The sequence below is a fragment of the Streptomyces sp. NPDC104226 genome, assembly GCF_055584085.1.
In genome coordinates, this window is the sequence record NZ_JBVJMS010000007.1 from 310,049 (window position 1) to 327,648 (window position 17,600).

At 71.9% G+C, this 17,600-nt stretch carries 11 protein-coding genes; 9 read left to right on the plus strand and 2 right to left on the minus strand.

Annotation, left to right across the window (positions count from 1 at the left end):
- Positions 1–26: 26 nt before the first annotated feature.
- On the minus strand, positions 27–1,754 hold the full coding sequence (locus tag ACZ60J_RS23400; protein ID WP_469684595.1) for a PucR family transcriptional regulator: 1,728 nt from the start codon (positions 1,752–1,754) through the stop codon (positions 27–29).
- Between the two features lie 211 nt (positions 1,755–1,965).
- Between ACZ60J_RS23400 and ACZ60J_RS23405 the strand changes: the two genes are divergently transcribed.
- The 9 genes from ACZ60J_RS23405 (at position 1,966) to ACZ60J_RS23445 (ending at position 16,285) form a co-directional block, all read left to right on the plus strand.
- Positions 1,966–2,859, plus strand: a complete 894-nt coding sequence (locus ACZ60J_RS23405) for an FAD binding domain-containing protein (RefSeq protein ID WP_469684597.1) — start codon at positions 1,966–1,968, stop codon at positions 2,857–2,859.
- Between the two features lies 1 nt (position 2,860).
- Positions 2,861–3,496, plus strand: a complete 636-nt coding sequence (locus ACZ60J_RS23410) for a (2Fe-2S)-binding protein (protein ID WP_469684598.1) — start codon at positions 2,861–2,863, stop codon at positions 3,494–3,496.
- A gap of 2 nt (positions 3,497–3,498) precedes the next feature.
- Positions 3,499–5,898, plus strand: a complete 2,400-nt coding sequence (locus ACZ60J_RS23415; protein ID WP_469684600.1) for a xanthine dehydrogenase family protein molybdopterin-binding subunit — start codon at positions 3,499–3,501, stop codon at positions 5,896–5,898.
- Between the two features lie 160 nt (positions 5,899–6,058).
- Positions 6,059–7,627 carry a class I adenylate-forming enzyme family protein gene (locus ACZ60J_RS23420; RefSeq protein WP_469684602.1) on the plus strand — a complete coding sequence of 523 codons (1,569 nt, stop codon included), beginning with the start codon at positions 6,059–6,061 and terminating at the stop codon, positions 7,625–7,627.
- Positions 7,628–7,838: 211 nt separating this feature from the next.
- Positions 7,839–8,771: an aromatic prenyltransferase gene (locus tag ACZ60J_RS23425; protein WP_469684604.1), complete on the plus strand. Its 933-nt coding sequence runs from the start codon at positions 7,839–7,841 to the stop codon at positions 8,769–8,771.
- Positions 8,772–8,854: 83 nt separating this feature from the next.
- Positions 8,855–10,621, plus strand: a complete 1,767-nt coding sequence (locus ACZ60J_RS23430) for an FAD-dependent monooxygenase (protein ID WP_469684606.1) — start codon at positions 8,855–8,857, stop codon at positions 10,619–10,621.
- A 132-nt stretch (positions 10,622–10,753) separates the two neighbouring features.
- Positions 10,754–12,298: an FAD-binding oxidoreductase gene (locus ACZ60J_RS23435; protein ID WP_469684608.1), complete on the plus strand. Its 1,545-nt coding sequence runs from the start codon at positions 10,754–10,756 to the stop codon at positions 12,296–12,298.
- A 34-nt stretch (positions 12,299–12,332) separates the two neighbouring features.
- A complete protein-coding gene (locus ACZ60J_RS23440) occupies positions 12,333–13,970 on the plus strand; it encodes a prenyltransferase/squalene oxidase repeat-containing protein (protein WP_469684610.1) in 1,638 nt (545 codons plus the stop codon).
- A gap of 203 nt (positions 13,971–14,173) precedes the next feature.
- Positions 14,174–16,285, plus strand: a complete 2,112-nt coding sequence (locus tag ACZ60J_RS23445) for an MMPL family transporter (RefSeq protein WP_469684612.1) — start codon at positions 14,174–14,176, stop codon at positions 16,283–16,285.
- Positions 16,286–16,381: 96 nt separating this feature from the next.
- Here ACZ60J_RS23445 and ACZ60J_RS23450 read toward each other — a convergent pair whose 3' ends face one another.
- Positions 16,382–17,494, minus strand: a complete 1,113-nt coding sequence (locus ACZ60J_RS23450; RefSeq protein WP_469684614.1) for a polyprenyl synthetase family protein — start codon at positions 17,492–17,494, stop codon at positions 16,382–16,384.
- Positions 17,495–17,600 lie beyond the last annotated feature (106 nt).

The window sequence follows — 17,600 nt, forward strand, 5'->3', positions numbered from 1 at the left end:
GAGGGCCTCGTGCGGGTGATTCCCGGTCAGCCGGATTTCAGTGCTGCCAGGAAGTCCAGCCGGGTCTCCAGGCGGGACAGGTCGCGGTGGGTGAGGTGTTCGATGCGGGCGATGCGCCGGCGCAGCGAGTTCACGTGGAGGCGGAGGCGGTCGGCGCAGGCGGTCCAGGAGGCGTCGCAGTCGAGGAAGGCCTCCAGGGTGGCCAGGAGCTCGGTCCGGTGGCGGGCGTCGTGATCGCGCAGGGGGTCCAGCAGGCGGGCGGCGAAGGCCCGGCGGGCTTCGGCCGGGATGAGGGGGAGCAGGGTCAGGATGTGCGAGGTGAGGTCCTCCGGGCCGCGGACGGTCACCTGCTCGGGGGCGGCGTGGGCGATCCGCAGGGCGTTGTGGGTCTGCTCCAGTGACCGGCGGGCGTTGCCCGGCTCGGCCACCGGGGAGCCGACGCCGACGGAGACGCTGTCCCCCGGGCCGAGCCAGCGGGCGAGCGCCGCGGAGAGCCTGCGCTGGAGCGCGGTGTGGTCGAGGGCCGGGTCGGGGCGGGTGTCCGAGGGCTCGGGGACCAGGACGAGGAGGACGGCCCGGTCGCCGTCGACGGTGGCGGCGATGTCCTCCGAGGACACCGGCACCGGGCCGCCCTCCTGGACCAGGGCCTCCTCCAGGAGGACGCGCAGGGCCGCGGCGGGGACGGGGCCGGCTCCGTGCCGCTCGCCCGAGGCGACCACGAACTGGCAGCGGGGCCAGTGGCCGACCCCGCTGACCACGGCCTGCGCGGTGCTGCGCAGGCGGACGGGGATCTCCTCGGCCGGGACGCTGCTGTCGTGCAGCAGGGCGAGGGAGCGGTCGGCCAGGTCGTTGCGGGCCGTCTTGGACTGTTCGTGGGCGGCGCGGGCGTCGGCGACCAGTTCGGCGGTGCGGTCGAGGAGTTCCCGGTCGGGGGCGGGCCAGAGCGAGGTGTCGGATTCCATGACGAGCAGCCAGTCGCCCAGTTCGGCGGCCTCGGGAGCGGTGTCGGGAGCGCGAGCGGGTCCGGGTGCCGGCACCGGTACGAGGGAGTAGAGGCGGGCGCCGACCGTGACCGTGTGCGGGGCCGTCCCGCCCGCGCGGCGGGCCGCGAGGTGGCGGGCGGCCAGTGCCGTCGCCGTCCTGGCGCCCAACGGCGGCCGGGCTCCGGCGATCTGGCGTCCGGTCGCGGACAGGACGCGCACGTCGAGGCCGAGGGTGTGCCGCAGCAGTTCCAGTACGGAGTCCGGGGCGGCCCGGTCGGCGAGGAGCCGGCGGTGGCGTTCGACCAGGGCGGCGAGGGAGGCCGTGGAAGCCGTCGAGGCCGAGGGTGCCGGGCCGCCTGCGTCCCGGCGGTGCAGGTGCTGCAGGACGCGCTCGGTGACCGCGGCGAACGAGGTCTCCGGCCGTACGGCGATCAGCGGCAGCCCGTGGCGCCGGCAGGCGCGCACGAGGTCGTGCGGGACGAGCCCGTGCTCGACCTCGCCGGCCGCGAGGGCCGTCACGCCCGCCCGGCGCAGGACGCGTACGAACGACTCCGCGTCCCCGTCCGCACGCCACCAGGCGAGCCCCGTCAGGACGAGCTCGCCGCCGGTGAGGAAGCGGCCGGGGTCGGCCAGGTCGTTGGTCGCGACGGCGGAAATGGACCGGTCGAGCAGGCCGTCGGCCGAGGAAGAGGAACCGGTCCCGTCGGTGGCATGGCCGACGAGCAGGAGCAGTCCGAGCTCGGTGTCGTCCAGGAGTTCGCGTAGCCGCATGATCACTACCTTCGCACGGCGCGGAGGGTGTGGGGAGAGGAACAGCCCAGCTCACAGCCGTGGCAGTGGAGGAAAGCATGCTCGTCCACAGCCGTCGGCGAAGCCGGTTCTGAGCGATCGGTGACTGCCTCGCCCCCTGGGGACCGCGGTGTACTTCTGCGCATGCGGCCGACGACTACTTCTGGCCACATGCGAACGAGGAGAGCCGCTCATGGAATTTCTTCGCCCCGCCGACTGGGGGGAGGCGCTCGCCGCGAAGGCCGCCCATCCCACGGCCGTGCCGATCGCGGGCGGGACGGACGTGATGGTCGAGATCAACTTCGACCACCGGCGTCCCGGGTACCTGCTGGACCTGAACCGCATCGCGGAGCTGCGGGAGTGGGAAGTGAGTGAGGACGCGGTCCGGCTGGGCGCGTCCGTGCCGTACGCGCGGATCATGGAGGGGCTCCGCCGGGAGCTTCCGGGTCTCGCGCTGGCCTCGCACACCGTGGCCTCGCCGCAGATCCGCAACCGCGGCAGCGTGGGCGGCAACCTCGGCACCGCCTCGCCGGCCGGCGACGCGCATCCGGCACTGCTCGCGGCCGGCGCCCAGGTGGAGGCGGAGTCCGTACGGGGCACCCGACTGATCCCGATCGACGCGTTCTACACCGGGGTGAAGCGCAACGCGCTCGCCCCCGACGAGCTGATCCGGGCCGTCCACGTCACCAAGGCCGACGGCCCCCAGCAGTACTCCAAGGTGGGGACGCGCAACGCCATGGTGATCGCCGTCTGCGCCTTCGGGCTCGCCCTGCATCCGGACGGCAGGACGGTGCGCACCGGCATCGGCTCGGCCGCGCCGACACCGATCCGGGCGAAGGCCGCCGAGGAGTTCCTGGACGCCGCGCTCGAAGAGGGCGGGTTCTGGGACAACGGCCGGACCCTCACCCCGTCGGTCGCCAAGCGGTTCGCGGAGCTCTGCGCGGGCGCCGCGAACCCGATCGACGACGTCCGCGGCACCGCGAGCTACCGCAAGCACGCCGTCGGCATCATGGCCCGCCGCGCGCTCGGCTGGACCTGGGAGTCGTACCGCCGCGGAACGAGCCGCGGCACGGAAGGAGTTGCGTGACATGCGCGTGAACCTCACGGTCAACGGCCGTCCGAGAGAAGCGGATGACGTCTGGGAGGGAGAGTCCCTCCTCTACCTGCTGCGGGAGCGGCTGGGTCTGCCCGGCTCCAAGAACGCCTGCGAGCAAGGGGAGTGCGGTTCCTGCACCGTCCGTCTCGACGGGGTGCCGGTCTGCTCCTGCCTGGTCGCGGCCGGTCAGGCCGAGGGCAGGGACGTGGTGACGGTCGAGGGACTGGCCGCCTACGCCGGGCAGCGTGTCGCGCACGGGGGTCGCGACACGAGCACGAGCACGGTCGAGGGCGTAGGCGTAGGCGTAGGTGAGGGTGACGCCGATGACGCCGCAGTCGGCGGCAGCGGCGGCAGCGGCGACAGCGGCGACAGCGGCGACAGTGAACTGTCCACCGTCCAGCAGGCGTTCATCGACTGCGGCGCCGTCCAGTGCGGGTTCTGCACGCCCGGTCTGCTGGTCGCCGCCGACGAGCTCCTGGAGCGGGTCGGCGAGCCGTCCGACGCGGACATCCGCGAGGCCCTGTCCGGCAACCTCTGCCGCTGCACGGGCTACGAGAAGATCCTGGACGCGGTGCGCCTGGCCGCCGCCCGCCGGGAACACGAACGATTCCAGGAAGAGGCGGTCTGATCATGGCTGGCACCACCACCGGCATTCCCACCGAGGTCACCCAGGGCACCCAGGGAGCCCGTACCAAGGGCGGCATCGGAGAGTCGATGCTCCGCCCGGACGGCACCCTGAAGGTGACCGGCGAGTTCGCGTACTCCTCGGACATGTGGCACGAGGACATGCTGTGGGGCCAGACGCTCCGCAGCACCGTCGCCCACGCCGAGATCGTCTCCATCGACGTCTCCGAGGCCCTGACCCTGCCCGGCGTGCACGCGGTCATGACCTACGAGGACCTGCCGACCCCGGTGAAGTACTACGGGATGGAGTTCCAGGACACTCCGGTCCTCGCGCACGGCAAGGTCCGCCACCACGGCGAGCCGGTCGCCCTGGTGGCGGCGGACCACCCGGAGACGGCCCGCCGCGCCGCCGCCAAGATCAAGATCGAGTACCGGGAGCTGCCCCTCGTCACCGACGAGGCCTCCGCCCTGGCCCCCGACGCCGTACTCGTCCACGAGAACCGCGACGACCACCACGCCGGTCACGTCCCGCACCCGAACATCGTGCACCGCCAGCCGATCGTCCGCGGAGACGCGGCGGCGGCCCGGGAGCGAGCCGACGTCATCGTCACCGGCGAGTACACCTTCGGCATGCAGGACCAGGCCTTCCTCGGCCCCGAGTCCGGACTCGCGGTGCCCTGCGAGGACGGGGGAGTGGACCTGTACGTGGCCACCCAGTGGCTGCACTCGGACCTCAAGCAGATCGCCCCGGTCCTCGGCCTGCCCGAGGAGAAGGTCCGCATGACGATGGCCGGCGTCGGCGGCGCCTTCGGCGGCCGCGAGGACATCTCCATGCAGATCACCGCCAGCGTGCTGGCGCTGCGCACCGGCAAGCCCGTGAAGATGGTCTACAACCGCTTCGAGTCCTTCTTCGGACACGTCCACCGCCACCCGGCGAAGCTGTACTACGAGCACGGCGCCACCCGGGACGGGAAGCTCACGCACATGAAGTGCAAGATCGTGCTCGACGGCGGGGCCTACGCCTCGTCCACGGCCTCGGTCGTCGGCAACGCGGCCTCCCTCTCGGTCGGCCCGTACGTCATCGACGACGTGGACATCGAGGCGGTCGGCCTCTACACGAACAACCCGCCGTGCGGTGCGATGCGCGGATTCGGCGCCGTCCAGGCCTGCTTCGCGTACGAGGCCCAGATGGACAAGCTCGCGGCGGAGCTGGGCATGGACCCGGTGGAGTTCCGGCAGCTCAACGCCATGGAGCAGGGCACGGTCATGCCCACCGGCCAGATCGTGGAAGGCGCGGCCCCCGTCGCCGAGCTGCTGCGCCGGGTCAAGGCCCGCCCGCTGCCGCCCGAGCGCCAGTGGGAGAGCGCCGACGGCGCGGCCGACGTGCGCGCGCTGCCGGGCGGCCTGTCCAACACCACGCACGGTGAAGGGGTCGTCCGCGGCGTCGGCTACGCCGTCGGCATCAAGAACGTCGGCTTCTCCGAGGGCTTCGACGACTACTCCACCGCCAAGGTGCGCCTGGAGGTCATCAACGGTGAGGCCGTGGCGCTGGTCCACACGGCCATGGCGGAGGTCGGCCAGGGCGGCATCACCATCCACGCGCAGATCGCCCGTACCGAGCTCGGCGTCCAGCAGGTCACCATCCACCCGGCCGACACCCAGGTGGGCTCGGCCGGGTCGACCTCGGCCGGCCGCCAGACGTACATGACCGGCGGATCCATCAAGAACTCCTGCGGACTCGTCCGCGAGAAGGTCCTGGAGATCGGCCGGCGCAAGTTCGGCGACCGGCACGCGGCGTGGGCCGACGCCGAACTGTTCCTGGAGGACGGGAAGGTGGTCACCGCCGGGGGAGAGGTGCTCGTCGCCCTCGTGGACGTCCTGGAGGACGAGGTCGTGGAGATCGAGGCGGAGTGGCGCCACCGTCCCACCGAAGCCTTCGACCTGCGGACCGGCCAGGGCAACGGCCACGTCCAGTACTCCTTCGCCGCGCACCGTGCGGTCGTGGAGGTGGACACCGAGCTCGGCCTCGTCAAGGTCGTGGAGCTCGCCACCGCCCAGGACGTCGGCAAGGCGCTCAACCCGCTGTCCGTGGTCGGCCAGATCCAGGGCGGCACCGTCCAGGGCCTGGGCGTCGCGATCATGGAGGAGATCATCGTGGACCCGAAGACCGCGAAGGTGCGGAACCCCTCCTTCACGGACTACCTGCTCCCGACCATCCTCGACACGCCGACGCTCCCGGTCGACTACCTCGAAATGGGCGACCCGCACTCCCCGTACGGGGTCCGGGGCATCGGCGAGGCCCCGACCCTGTCGTCCACCCCGGCCGTCCTCGCGGCGATCCGCGCCGCGACCGGGCTGGAGCTGAACAAGACCCCGGTCCGGCCGGAACACCTCACCGGGTCCTGAGCCGGGCCCCCGAGGGCCGCCGCCGAGGCCAAGTGGCGGCCAACTCGGGGGTCAGTTCCGCCCAAGTGCTCCGGCGGATGCTGGGACTCCGAAGTGTCGTGATACAGACCGCCGTTATCCAGCGAACACCGGGAGCGACGCGGGTCTGGACGGAGGTCTCATGAGGCGGAATTCGATACACAAGCAGGGTCTCTATCTCGGGTCCGTGCCGGAACGGGCCGCGGCGGCGGGCGGTTCGACGCCGCTGACCCTCGACCACGACCTCGACGTCCTGCCCGGGGCGGGCCGGCACCTGACGGTGGCCGAACTCGCCGGGCACGTGGAGGACCTCGCGGGCCGGATCTCGGCCGCCGGGGTGAAGGCCGGCGAGCACGTGGTGGTCCACAAGGCGGCCAACTTCGACGTCTGGCTGCTGGCCACCGCCGTGGCGCGCACGGGCGCGGTCCCGGTCATGCTGTCGCACACGCTGGACGGGCCGACCCTCGCCGCCCTCATGGAGCGGCTCGACAGGCCGCACCTGCTCACGGACGGCCCCAAGCTGGAGGCGCTGGCCGGGCTGCCGCTCGCCGAGCTCACCCGGAGCGTGATCAGCGTCGGCGGCTCCGCCCCCGGAGTGACCTCGCTCGCCGAGCTCGCAGGGTCTGCGGCCGTACGTCCCAGCCTCCAGGGCCTGGACGAGCCGGCGATGATCACGCACACGTCCGGCACCACCGGGATACCCAAGCTCGTGGTGCACACCCCGCGGACGATGCGCGCCCGGCTGCGGCCGCAGCTGGTCCTGCTCGCGCTGATGCGCAAGCGGGAGACGGTCGCGATCCACATCGCCTTCGGCCACTCCCGGATGTTCGCGGCGATGGCCCTGTGCCTCGCCAAGGGCTTGCCGGTGCTGCTGGTCAACCGCGGCGCCCCCGAGGACGTCGCCGAGTTCTTCCTGAAGCACCGGCCCGGTCTGATCGAGGCGCTCCCCAACTCCTTCCTGGCGTGGGAGAACCTGGCCGACGATCCCCGGAAGCCCTTCGCCTCGGTGAAGTACTTCAGCAGCACCTTCGACGCGATCCACCCGAGGACGGTCCGCCGGCTCCTCGGGGCCTCCGCGCGCAGGGCGCAGTTCTTCCAGATCTACGGGCAGAGCGAGGTCGGCCCGGCCGTCGGACGGCCGTACTACCGCTGGTCCGCGCACCGGATGGACGGGCGCTGCGTGGGCTACCCGCTGCCGGGCAGCGCGCGGGTGCGGCTGGTGAGCCAGAACGGCAAGCGGCCCTCCGCGCAGAACCCCGGTCTCATCGACGCCCGTTGGGACGGCATAGCCAAGACGTACCACGGTGAGCAGGAGCGCTACGACGCCAACGTGCACGACGGCTGGTGGCGCACGGGGGACGTCGGCTACCGCAGCAAGTTCGGCTGCCTGCACATGCTCGACCGCGAGATCGACATGATCCCCGGGGTGGGCAGCAGCCTGGAGATCGAGGACCTCGTGCTGGACAGGCTGGAGGAGCTGGTCGAGCTCGTCGTCGTACTGGGCCCCGATTCCCGGGGCGTCCCGATCGTCTGCACCCACGGCGACGAGCCGCTCGACCGGGACCGCTGGCGCACGGCCGTCGCCGCCTATCCCCAGCTCGCCGATCCGATCCAGATCCCGCTGGCCGAACTGCCCCGTACGGCCACGATGAAGACCCGGCGGGTGGAGCTGTCCCGCCGGCTGGAGGACAAGCTCCTGCGGCAGGTCTGAGCCGCCCGGCGGCGCCGCGCGCCGCGCCCCGCGCTCCCGGCGGACGGGTCTCCCGGTGGAGGCCCCGGTCCGCCGGGAGCTCGGCGTGCCCGCACGCACCCGTGCTCCGGCCTGCGGGATCACCGCCAAGTCGGCGTCAAGTCGCGGAACAGTGGACGGCAAGATCGGTGTCCGAGTGTTGCCCACATGAAGCGTCAAGATGATGACAGCCATGAGTGAGGCGGCCGGGAGCACCGAAGAGAGCCCGGTGCACGTTCTCTACGCGGCCATCGAGGAAGCGGCCGGCCTGCTGGACGTGGAGTGCGCGCGGGACAAGGTCCTGCCCCTCCTCGACATGTACGGCGACGCCCTCGCGCAGGCCGTGGTCGCGTTCCGGCTCGGGACCGGCCGGAAGCACGAGGGCGAGCTCGACTGCCGGTTCACGACCCCGCTGGACGTGGACCCGTACGCGCTCGCCGTGGAACACGGTCTGACCCCGCGGACGGACCACCCCGTCGGCGCCCTGCTCTCCGACATCCGGGAGGCCTGCCCGGTCGAGAGCTACGGAATCGACTTCGGGGTCGTCCGCGGATTCAAGAAGATCTGGCTGGTCTTTCCCCGCAACGACCTCCAGGCGACGGCGAAGCTCGCCGGAATCCCGTCGATGCCGCCCAGCCTCGGAAAGAGCATCGAGTTCTTCGCCCGGTACGGCATGGGCGAAACGGTCGGCCTGCTCGGAATCGACTACAAGCACAAGACCGTCAACGTGTACTTCGGCGAGCCCCCCACGGGCGGCTTCGCACCGGACGCCGTGCGGTCGATGCTCCGCGAGGTGGACCAGGCGGAGCCGAGCGCCCAGATGCTCGAACTGGGCCGGCAGGCCTTCGGCATCTACGTGACCCTGAACTGGGACTCTCCGAAGGTCGAGCGGATCTGCTTCGCCGTGGCCACCGAGGACCCGACCTCCCTCGGCGTCGAACTCGACCCGAAGGTCGAGCGGTTCGTGAAGCACGTGCGCGCGGCCGATCCCACCACCAAGTTCGTGTACGCCGTCGCCTCCCAGCCCGACGGCGAGTACTACAAGCTCCAGTCCTATTACCGGTGGCAGTCCGGAGTGCTCGACATCATGCAATTGGAAGACGGGGCGCTGGACAACCCCGTTTAAAGATCCTCCGGTTCACCTCCCCCTCCCCGCTCCTGCGCACTGCTCATTTCGAGCTGTCATTTTCTGGAAGGACGAAGACGAACATGGGAACCATCGAAGTTCCGGTCCTGATCGTGGGCGGGGGCGGGACCGGCCTGTCGGCCTCCGCCTTCCTGTCCGACCACGGGGTCGGCCACGTGCTGGTGGAGCGCCGCGCGGACACCTCGCGGCTGCCGAAGGCGCACTACATCAACCAGCGCACGATGGAGGTCTTCCGCCAGCACGGCCTCGACGCGGAGGTGCTCGAACAGGGCGCCCCGCTGGAGAAGTTCGGCAAGGTCCGCTACCAGACCACGCTGACCGGCGCCGGTCCGCTGGACGGGAAGCTGATCCACGAGATGGACGGCTTCGGCGGCGGCGGGCTCAGCGAGACGTACGCGGCGGCCGGCCCCGTCCTGTCGGCGAAGCTGCCCCAGGTCCGGCTGGAGCCGATCCTGCGCGAGCACGCCGAGCGCCGCAATCCCGGACGCGTCCTGTTCGGCCACGAGCTGACCTCGATCTCGGAGGAGGGCGACCGCGTCACCGCCGAGATCCGCGACGTCGAGACCGGCGCGACCACCACGGTCGTGGCCCGGTACGCCATCGCGGCCGACGGCGGCCGCACGGTCGGCGCGGCCCTCGGCGTGACCATGCAGGGCCTGCCCTCCCTGTTCGACGCCACGACGGTCTACTTCTCCGCCGACCTGTCGGAGGTGTGGAACGAGGGCTCGCTCATCACCTGGTTCCTCAACCCCTACCGCCAGGACCTCTCCAGCGCCCTCATCGAGATGGGTCCGACCTGGGGGAAGAACTGCGAGGAATGGGGCATGCACCTCCACCTCGTCGGCGTGGACCGCACCGACCCGCAGGCGGTGACCGCCCGGATCCGCGAGGTCCTAGGCCTGCCCGAGCTGGAGGTGACCCTGCACGACGTGACGAGCTGGACCGTGGAGGCCGTGCTCGCCGAGCACTACCGCTACGGACGGGTCTTCCTCGCCGGTGACGCCGCGCACCGCCAGCCGCCCGCCGTCGGACTCGGCCTGAACACCGGCATCCAGGACGCGCACAACCTCGCCTGGAAGCTGGCGGCGGTCGTCGCCGGCAACGCCCCCGACAGCCTGCTCGACACCTACGAGGCGGAGCGCAAGCCGGTCGGCCAGTTCAACCTGGGCTGGGCCATGTCCGCGGCCTCACACCACCAGGTCGTCATCGACGGGGCCGTCGGCCTCGGCCAGCACATCCCGGCGGAGCGCCGTACGCCGGTGTTCTTCGGCTACTTCGCCCCGACCCCGGTCGGCGCCGCCCAGCGTCAGCGGGCTGCGGAGATCTTCGCGACCCACCGCGGCGAGTGCCAGGCCCACGACGTGGAGATCGGCTTCGCCTACGAGGCGGGCGCCGTCGTCCCCGACGGCAGCCGGCCGCCGGCCCGCGCCGCCCTGGGCGACGTGTACGAGCCCACCACCCGCCCGGGGCACCGGCTGCCCCACGCGTGGATCGAGCAGGACGGCCGCCGCCTGTCCACGCACGACCTGACCGGTGCCCGCACCGGCTTCGTCCTGATCACCGGCCCCGAGGGGACGGCGTGGGCCGAGGCGGCCGCCCGGGCGTCCGAGACGTTCTCGGTCCCGGTCGTCGCCGTGGCCATCGGCGAAGGCGGGCAGTACGCCGACGTCGACGGCGCCTGGGAGGCGGTCCGCCAGACGGCCGCCGACGGCGCCGTGCTGGTCCGGCCCGACAACCACGTCGCCTGGCGCAGCGCAGGCGGCGAGGAGAACCCGGCCGAGGCCCTGGCCGCCGCGCTCGCGCAGGTCCTGGAGCAGAAGGCCCCGTAACGGGCCGCGCAACCAGGCCCCGCAAGAAGGCCCCGCACCGGGGAGGGCGCGGGCAGTGCCCTCCCCCCGAGCGCCCCGGCGCTCACCCGTCCCGCACGCAAGATCTCCTGGGTAGAAGAGGCAGAGCAGCACATGATCGATCGCAGAAAGTTCCTCGTCGGCACCGGCGGAGCCGCCCTCGCCGCGGCCGGCGCGTCCGCCGTCTTCCCCGCGTCCGCCTCCGCGTCCGTGGGATCCCGGACCCGGTCCGGGATCCGGTGGGGCCGGCTGGAGGAGCGGCTCAGCGGACACCTGGTCCTGCCGTCCGACGCGGACTACCAGCGCGCGAAGCAGCTCTACCAGGTCCAGTTCGACGCCGCCAACCCGCGCGCGGTCGCCTACTGCAAGACCCCCTCCGACGTCGCGAAGTGTCTGAACTTCGCCCAGAACCACGACATCGAGGTCGCGGCGCGCAGCGGTGGCCACAGCGCCGCCGGCTACTCCACGACCCAGGGCCTCGTCATCGACGTGTCCGGGCTCAACGAGGTCACCCTCGGGGCCGGCAACGGCACCGCGCGGATCGGCACCGGTGCGCAGCTCGTCGACATCGCGAACACCCTCGCGCCGGCCGGGCTCGGCATATCCGGCGGCTACTGCCCGACTGTCGCCGCGGGCGGGTTCTTCCAGGGCGGCGGCATGGGCCTGTTCACCCGCTACATCGGCATGGCCTCGGACAAGGTGACCTCGGCGCAGGTGGTCCTCGCCGACGGCCGCATCGTGACCGCCTCGGCGGACCGGCACCGGGACCTGTTCTGGGCCCTGCGCGGCGGTGGCGGCGGCAACTTCGGCATCGTGACCCACTACGACGTCACCCCCTCGCCGCTGACCAACGTGGCGGCCATCAATATCGCCTGGCCCTACGCGCAGGCGCTGGAGATGCTCGACGGCTGGGCGAAGTGGCTGGTCGACGCGCCGCACTCGATCGGCAGCGGCATGAACGTCACGCTCACGGACGCCGCCCCCGGCACCGTCCCGACCGCGTCGATCTTCCTCGGCTCCGTGGACACCGGTCCCGCCTTCGACGCGGAGATCGCCCGCCTCCTGTCGATCGTCGGCGTGCCGCCGGTGTTCAAGCAGAAGTTCACCGCCCCGTACAAGAGCGTGATGATGCAGCTCTACCGCTGCGCCGAGCTCACCGTCGACGAGTGCCACCGCGACGACACCAGCCCGGGCGGCAAGGTCCCGCGCGCCGCGTTCGGCGCCTGGCGCAGCCGTCTGTTCAAGCGGACCATGCCGCGCGAGGGCTGGGCGAAGGCCCTGGCGGTCTTCGAGAGCGACCGGATGCCCGGCCAGATGCGCCAGCTGCAGATCTCCGCCCTGGGCGGCGAGGCCAACAAGGTGGCGCGCACCGCCACCGCGTACGTGCACCGCGACACGCTCTTCTCGGTCAGCTTCCTCACCGCGAACGCCGTCGCCCCCGTCGCCGACGAGGCCAAGGCCTCGGCGAACCGCTGGGTCGACGCGGGCTTCGCCGCCATCGACCCCTACTCGAACGGCGAGACCTACCAGAACTTCATCGACGCGCGGCTGCCCGACTGGGAGCGCTCGTACTACGCCGAGAACTACCAGCGGCTGCGCACGGTCAAGGCCAAGTACGACCCGTACAAGTTCTTCCAGTTCGCCCAGAGCGTCCGCTGATCCCGCTCCCCGGCCCCACAGATAGGAGCATTCCGTGTACATAGCGGATCTGGAGTACGCCGCCCCGATGCCGTGGCCCGCCGAGGTCGACCCCGATCAGGTGCGCGAGGCCACGGAGCGGCTGATCGCCCACGTCGCCGGCCGGGTCGATGCCGACGGCGCGCTGCGCGAGGAGTGCCAGAGCAGGGTGCTGGAATCGGCGCTCGCCCTGGCGCTGATGACGCGCACCGGTACGGACTCGTCCGCCCGGGACCGCCTGCTGGAGTTCCTCCGGGCGAACCAGGAGACCCCCGACAAGCTGGAGCGGGTCCTCGCGGCCCTCGCCCTCGCACGGGCCACCGGCCGGGAGTCCGACGGCGACGCCGAGCTGGTCGCCAAGCTGACGGAGGGCGTGCTCGGCGACGCCCCGGGGTTCATCTCCGCCCGCCGCCGCATGATGGTGTGCGCGGTGCTGTCCGTCCTCGGCTGCCCGCTGCCGTCCGAGGTCCTGGGCGCGGTCGCCGACGAGGTCCCCTCCGACCCCCTGCACTCCTGGGCCGCCGTGCAGCAGGCCTCGGTCACCCTGATCCTCGCCGCCGCCGCGGGGGTGGAGAACAAGGTCACCGCCGCCGCGCTGGAGACCCTGGCCGCCACCGACCCGGCGACGACGGTGTGGGAGGGGTACGCCCTGATGCACCTGCTGGTGCTGCACGGGCTCGCCGGATTCCCCGGGAACGAGGAGACCGTGCGCAGCGGCCTGGAGACGCTGCTGCGCCACCAGCGCGCCGACGGCGGCTTCCCGTTCGTGCTGGAGATGCACAACTGGTGCACCTCCACCGCCGGTACGGCCCTCGTCGCGGCGGGCGCCCCGACGGAGCTGCTGCGCCGGATGGCGGGGATGCTCGTCGAGCACCAGGGCGGCGCCGCGCCCGCCTCGCTCTCCCGCGGGGCGACGCTCACCGACGGCTGGTCGATGTCGGAGATCGTGGCGCAGAACGACGTGGACGACACCTCGTGCGCCCTGGAGTTCCTCCAGGCCATCGACCCGATCGGCTACGAGGACTCCGTGCGGCGCGGGGTGGCGGGGCTGCTGGCGGTCCAGGGCGCCGACGGCGGTTTCCCCACGTACGTCGCCGGGGCCTCCTCCGAACCCTGTATGACGGCCGCGGCCATCTGCGGGCTCGCCCCGCACCCCGGCACGCTGGCCGCCCGGCAGCGCGCCCTGACCTTCCTCACCGAAAGCCAGCTCGAAGACGGCGGTTTCGAGCCGGGCTGGAGCCGCAGCCGGCTGCACACGATCTTCCGTGCGCGCCTCGCGGCCTGCACCGCGGGCCCGCAGGACCACCACGTGGCCCGGATGGCCGAGCGGATCGAGCGCACGGTCCTCGACACGCAGAACGAGGACGGCGGCTGGGGGATGCAGCCGGGCGACCCCAGCGACGACATCAGCACCGCCTACGGGCTGATCACCCTGTGCTACGGCACCGACCACCGGCCCATCGGGCGCGCGCTGTCCTGGCTGCTCGCGCACCAGAACGCGGACGGCGGATACAGCGGCCCGCCCGACATGGTCGGCCCGCGCCCGTTCCCGTACAGCTTCCCCATCCTGACCGACGCTCCGGTGCTGCTCGCCTTCGGGCACGTCCGCTCCCGGATCTGGGACACGGCGGCCGTGCTCCAGGGAGTCAACTGAGGCTCGGGGCATGGCCGTTCACGCCGTATTCGAGGAATCGCCCACTCGATGTCACCACGGCCGCTGAACGCACCGGGGGAGGAGGAGGTCCTGGACCTCCTCCTCCCTTCGTGCGGGGTCAACGTGCCCTAGCCTCTTGACCGTTCACGTCTCAGCAGCACCTTCGCGCTCTTTACCCTTCGACGGAAGACCGAGGAATTGACATGATGCGCAAGATAGCGGCCCTGCCCAGTGGAAGGCTGGGCAAATGGGTCGTCATCGCACTCTGGGCGGCCCTGCTCGTTCCGGCCCTCATGCTGGCCGGAAAGCTCGGCGACGTCGAAGAGAACGACAATTCGGCCTGGCTTCCCGGCAATGCGGAATCGACCGCGGTCGTGGAGCGGGCCGAGAAGTTCATGTCCGCCGACACCATCCCCGCGGTCGTGGTCTACGACCGGTCCGCGGGCGTCACCGAGGCCGACCTGGACAAGGCGAAGGCCGACGTCGAGGCCTTCAAGGGCATCGAGAACATCGTCGGGCCGGCCCAGGGGCCGGTGAAGTCCGACGACGGCAAGGCCATCCAGACGGTGGTCCAGGTCAAGAAGGACAAGTCGGGCTGGGAGGGCATCGGCACGGTCGTCGACGCGATGACCGAGGTCGGCAAGAAGAACGCCGACGGGCTCGGCTTCCACGTCGCCGGCCCGAGTGGCTACGCGGCCGACTCGATCAAGGCGTTCAGCGGGGGCGGGGCCCTGACGACGATCACCGCGCTCGTGGTGGTGGCGATCCTGCTGCTGACGTACCGGAGCCCGCTGCTGCCGCTGCTCCCGCTGCTGACCGTGGGTGTCGCCCTGGTCACCTCGGAGGCGGTGATCTACGTACTCGCGAAGAACGCCGGCCTGGTCGTCAACAAGCAGACGAGCTTCATCCTCACCGTCCTGGTCTTCGGCGCCGCCACCGACTACGCGCTCCTGCTCATCTCCCGCTACCGGGAGGAGCTGCTCCGGCACGAGGACCGGCACGATGCGATGGCGGAGGCCCTGTACCGCTCCAGCCCCGCGATCATCGCCAGCGCCGCGACCGTCGCGGTCAGCCTGATGCTGCTGATGCTCGCCACCCTGAACTCCACCCAGGGACTCGGTCCGGCCTGCGCCGTCGGCGTCCTCGTCGGCCTGCTCGCCATGATCACCCTGATGCCGGCCCTGCTCGTGGCCTGCGGCCGCTGGATCTTCTGGCCGGTGAAGCCCGTCCACGGAGCGCCCGCCACCGCCGAAAGCGGAATCTGGGCCCGGGTCGGCACCGCCGTCTCCGGCCGGCCGCGGCTCGTGTGGATCGGCACCGCGCTCGCACTCGCCGTCATGGCGCTGGGCGTGCTCGGCCTCAAGGCCGACGGGCTCGCGAACAAGGACCAGTTCACCAACACCCCGCAGATGGCCGTCGGCGAGAAGATCCGGGCCGAGCACTTCCCGGCCGGCTCCGGCGACCCCATCTTCGTCGTGAGCAAGGCCGCCTCGGCGGAGCAGGTGCGGACCGCGCTGCTCGGTGTCCCCGGCATCGTGAGCGTCACGCCCCCGACGGCCAAGGACGGCGAGGCCGTCATGCTCGGGGAGCTCGCGGACGACCCCAGCAGCACGCTCGCGATGGGCACCGTCAAGGACGCCCGGGACGCCGTCCACGCGGTCGAGGGCGCCGACGCCCAGGTCGGCGGCAGCTCGGCGGTCATGCTCGACACCCAGACGGCCGCCGCCCGCGACTCCAAGGTGATCATCCCGATCGTGCTGGTCGTGGTGCTGCTGATCCTCATGCTGCTGCTGCGCTCGGTCGTCGCCCCGGTGCTGCTCATGGCCACGGTGGTGCTGTCCTTCGGCGCGGCCATCGGTGTGAGCAGCCTGGTGTTCAACCACGTCTTCGGCTTCGCGGGTGCCGAAGCCTCCTTCCCGCTGCTGACCTTCGTCTTCCTGGTCGCACTGGGCATCGACTACAACATCTTCCTGGTCACCCGGGTGCGCGAGGTGTCGGTGGAGCACGGCACCCGGCGCGGCGCCCTGCTGGGCCTGTCCACCACCGGTGGCGTGATCACCTCGGCGGGTCTGGTGCTGGCCGGCACCTTCGGCGCGATGGCCTCGCTGCCGCTGGTGTTCGCGGCCGAGCTGGGCTTCGCGGTGGCGTTCGGCGTCCTGCTGGACACGATGATCGTCCGCTCGGTGCTGGTCACGGCGCTGACCCTGGACGTGGGCCGCTGGATGTGGTGGCCCAGCAAGCTGTTCCTGCGGGAGGACGACCGCGAGCCCCTGGTGGAGGCCCCCGACCTGGAGCCCGCTCTCGGCGGCAAGTGACGGCGCCGCGTACGTGACGTACGAAGGGCCTCCCGGCACCCGCCGGGAGGCCCTTCTGGTGGTGCGTGGTGGTGCGCGGTGCGGTGTGCGGCCGGCTCAGCGGTCGCGGTAGGCCACCTGCTCGGCCATCTTGACCAGGCGCTTGTCCCAGTCCTCGGCCAGCGGCGCGCCGTCGAGCGCCGCGCAGGCCGCCCCGACGAGCCGGTCGATCTGCTCCTCGACCTCCTGGCGGACGCCGGAGGCGTGCAGGGCCTCGCTCAGCTCGGCCGGGTCCCAGCCGCCGTTCCTGCCGTCCTCCACCAGCCGGGCCACCCGCTCGTCCTTGGTGGCGGCCAGGGCCAGCAGCAGGGTCATCTTGTGCTCCACGAGGTCCAGCCCGGCGGGCTTGCCCGTGGCCACCCCGTCGCCGAAGGCGTCGAGCAGGTCGTCGCGGAGCTGGAAGGCCTCGCCGGCCGCGACCCCGTACTCCTCGAACGGGAGCTGGAGTTCGGGCCGTCCGGCGATGGCCGCCCCGAGGGCGAGGGGCCGGTGGATCGTGTAGCGGCCGGACTTGCAGACGGCCACCCAGCGGGACAGCGCCGGGTCGGCCGTCAGCTCGGCGGCGAGGGCGATGTCCAGCTGCTGCCCGATGATGACCTCGGTGACCAGGTCGTTCCAGATCTGCAGGGCCGGGCCGGTCAGCCCGCTGGCGAGCCGGTTGGCGTAGCTGAGCGCCAGGTCGCCGGCGAGGATGCCGATGCCCTCTCCGAACCGGCGGTGCTCGCCGGCCCAGCCGCGCTCCGCGTGCAGGGCGGCGTGTTTGGCGTGCACGGTGGGAGTCCCGCGCCGGGTATCGGAGTTGTCCATGATGTCGTCGTGGATGAGGGCGAACACGTGCAGGAGCTCCAGCGCGGCGGCCGCCGCGACGACCGTCTCCGTGTCCGCTGCGTCCCGCTCGTCCGCCGTGCCGCCGGCAGCCAGGTAGCCGCTCACGCAGAAGGCGGGCCGCAGTCGCTTGCCACCCGCCCTGACGATGTCGGCGACCGCCTCGACCGGTACCGCCACGCGGGCGTTCACCGCCCCCCAGTGCGCTCTCTCGGCCTTCAGGAGGTCGTCGATCGCGACGCCGACCCGGGCCAGCAGCCTGTCGCAGGCGTCGCGGTCCGCGTCGGCGCTCCCGGTGGGGGCCTGCGGCGCGCGCCGGTCTGGTTCCGCGGGAAGTTTCAACAAGACGTTCTCCTTGGCAGTCACTTCGTCGGGCGGCAGCCGTCACGGATCCGGCCACCGGGAACTCGTGAATTCAGGCCGCAGGATTTCGGGCTTTCCGAGCCGCGAC

Bases quoted from the DNA above. Each gene is read 5' to 3' on its own strand.
- ACZ60J_RS23400 (WP_469684595.1), bottom strand. From the start codon at position 1,754: ATGCGGCTACGCGAACTCCTGGACGACACCGAGCTCGGACTGCTCCTG.
- ACZ60J_RS23405 (WP_469684597.1), top strand. From the start codon at position 1,966: ATGGAATTTCTTCGCCCCGCCGACTGGGGGGAGGCGCTCGCCGCGAAG.
- ACZ60J_RS23410 (WP_469684598.1), top strand. From the start codon at position 2,861: ATGCGCGTGAACCTCACGGTCAACGGCCGTCCGAGAGAAGCGGATGAC.
- ACZ60J_RS23415 (WP_469684600.1), top strand. From the start codon at position 3,499: ATGGCTGGCACCACCACCGGCATTCCCACCGAGGTCACCCAGGGCACC.
- ACZ60J_RS23420 (WP_469684602.1), top strand. From the start codon at position 6,059: ATGAGGCGGAATTCGATACACAAGCAGGGTCTCTATCTCGGGTCCGTG.
- ACZ60J_RS23425 (WP_469684604.1), top strand. From the start codon at position 7,839: ATGAGTGAGGCGGCCGGGAGCACCGAAGAGAGCCCGGTGCACGTTCTC.
- ACZ60J_RS23430 (WP_469684606.1), top strand. From the start codon at position 8,855: ATGGGAACCATCGAAGTTCCGGTCCTGATCGTGGGCGGGGGCGGGACC.
- ACZ60J_RS23435 (WP_469684608.1), top strand. From the start codon at position 10,754: ATGATCGATCGCAGAAAGTTCCTCGTCGGCACCGGCGGAGCCGCCCTC.
- ACZ60J_RS23445 (WP_469684612.1), top strand. From the start codon at position 14,174: ATGATGCGCAAGATAGCGGCCCTGCCCAGTGGAAGGCTGGGCAAATGG.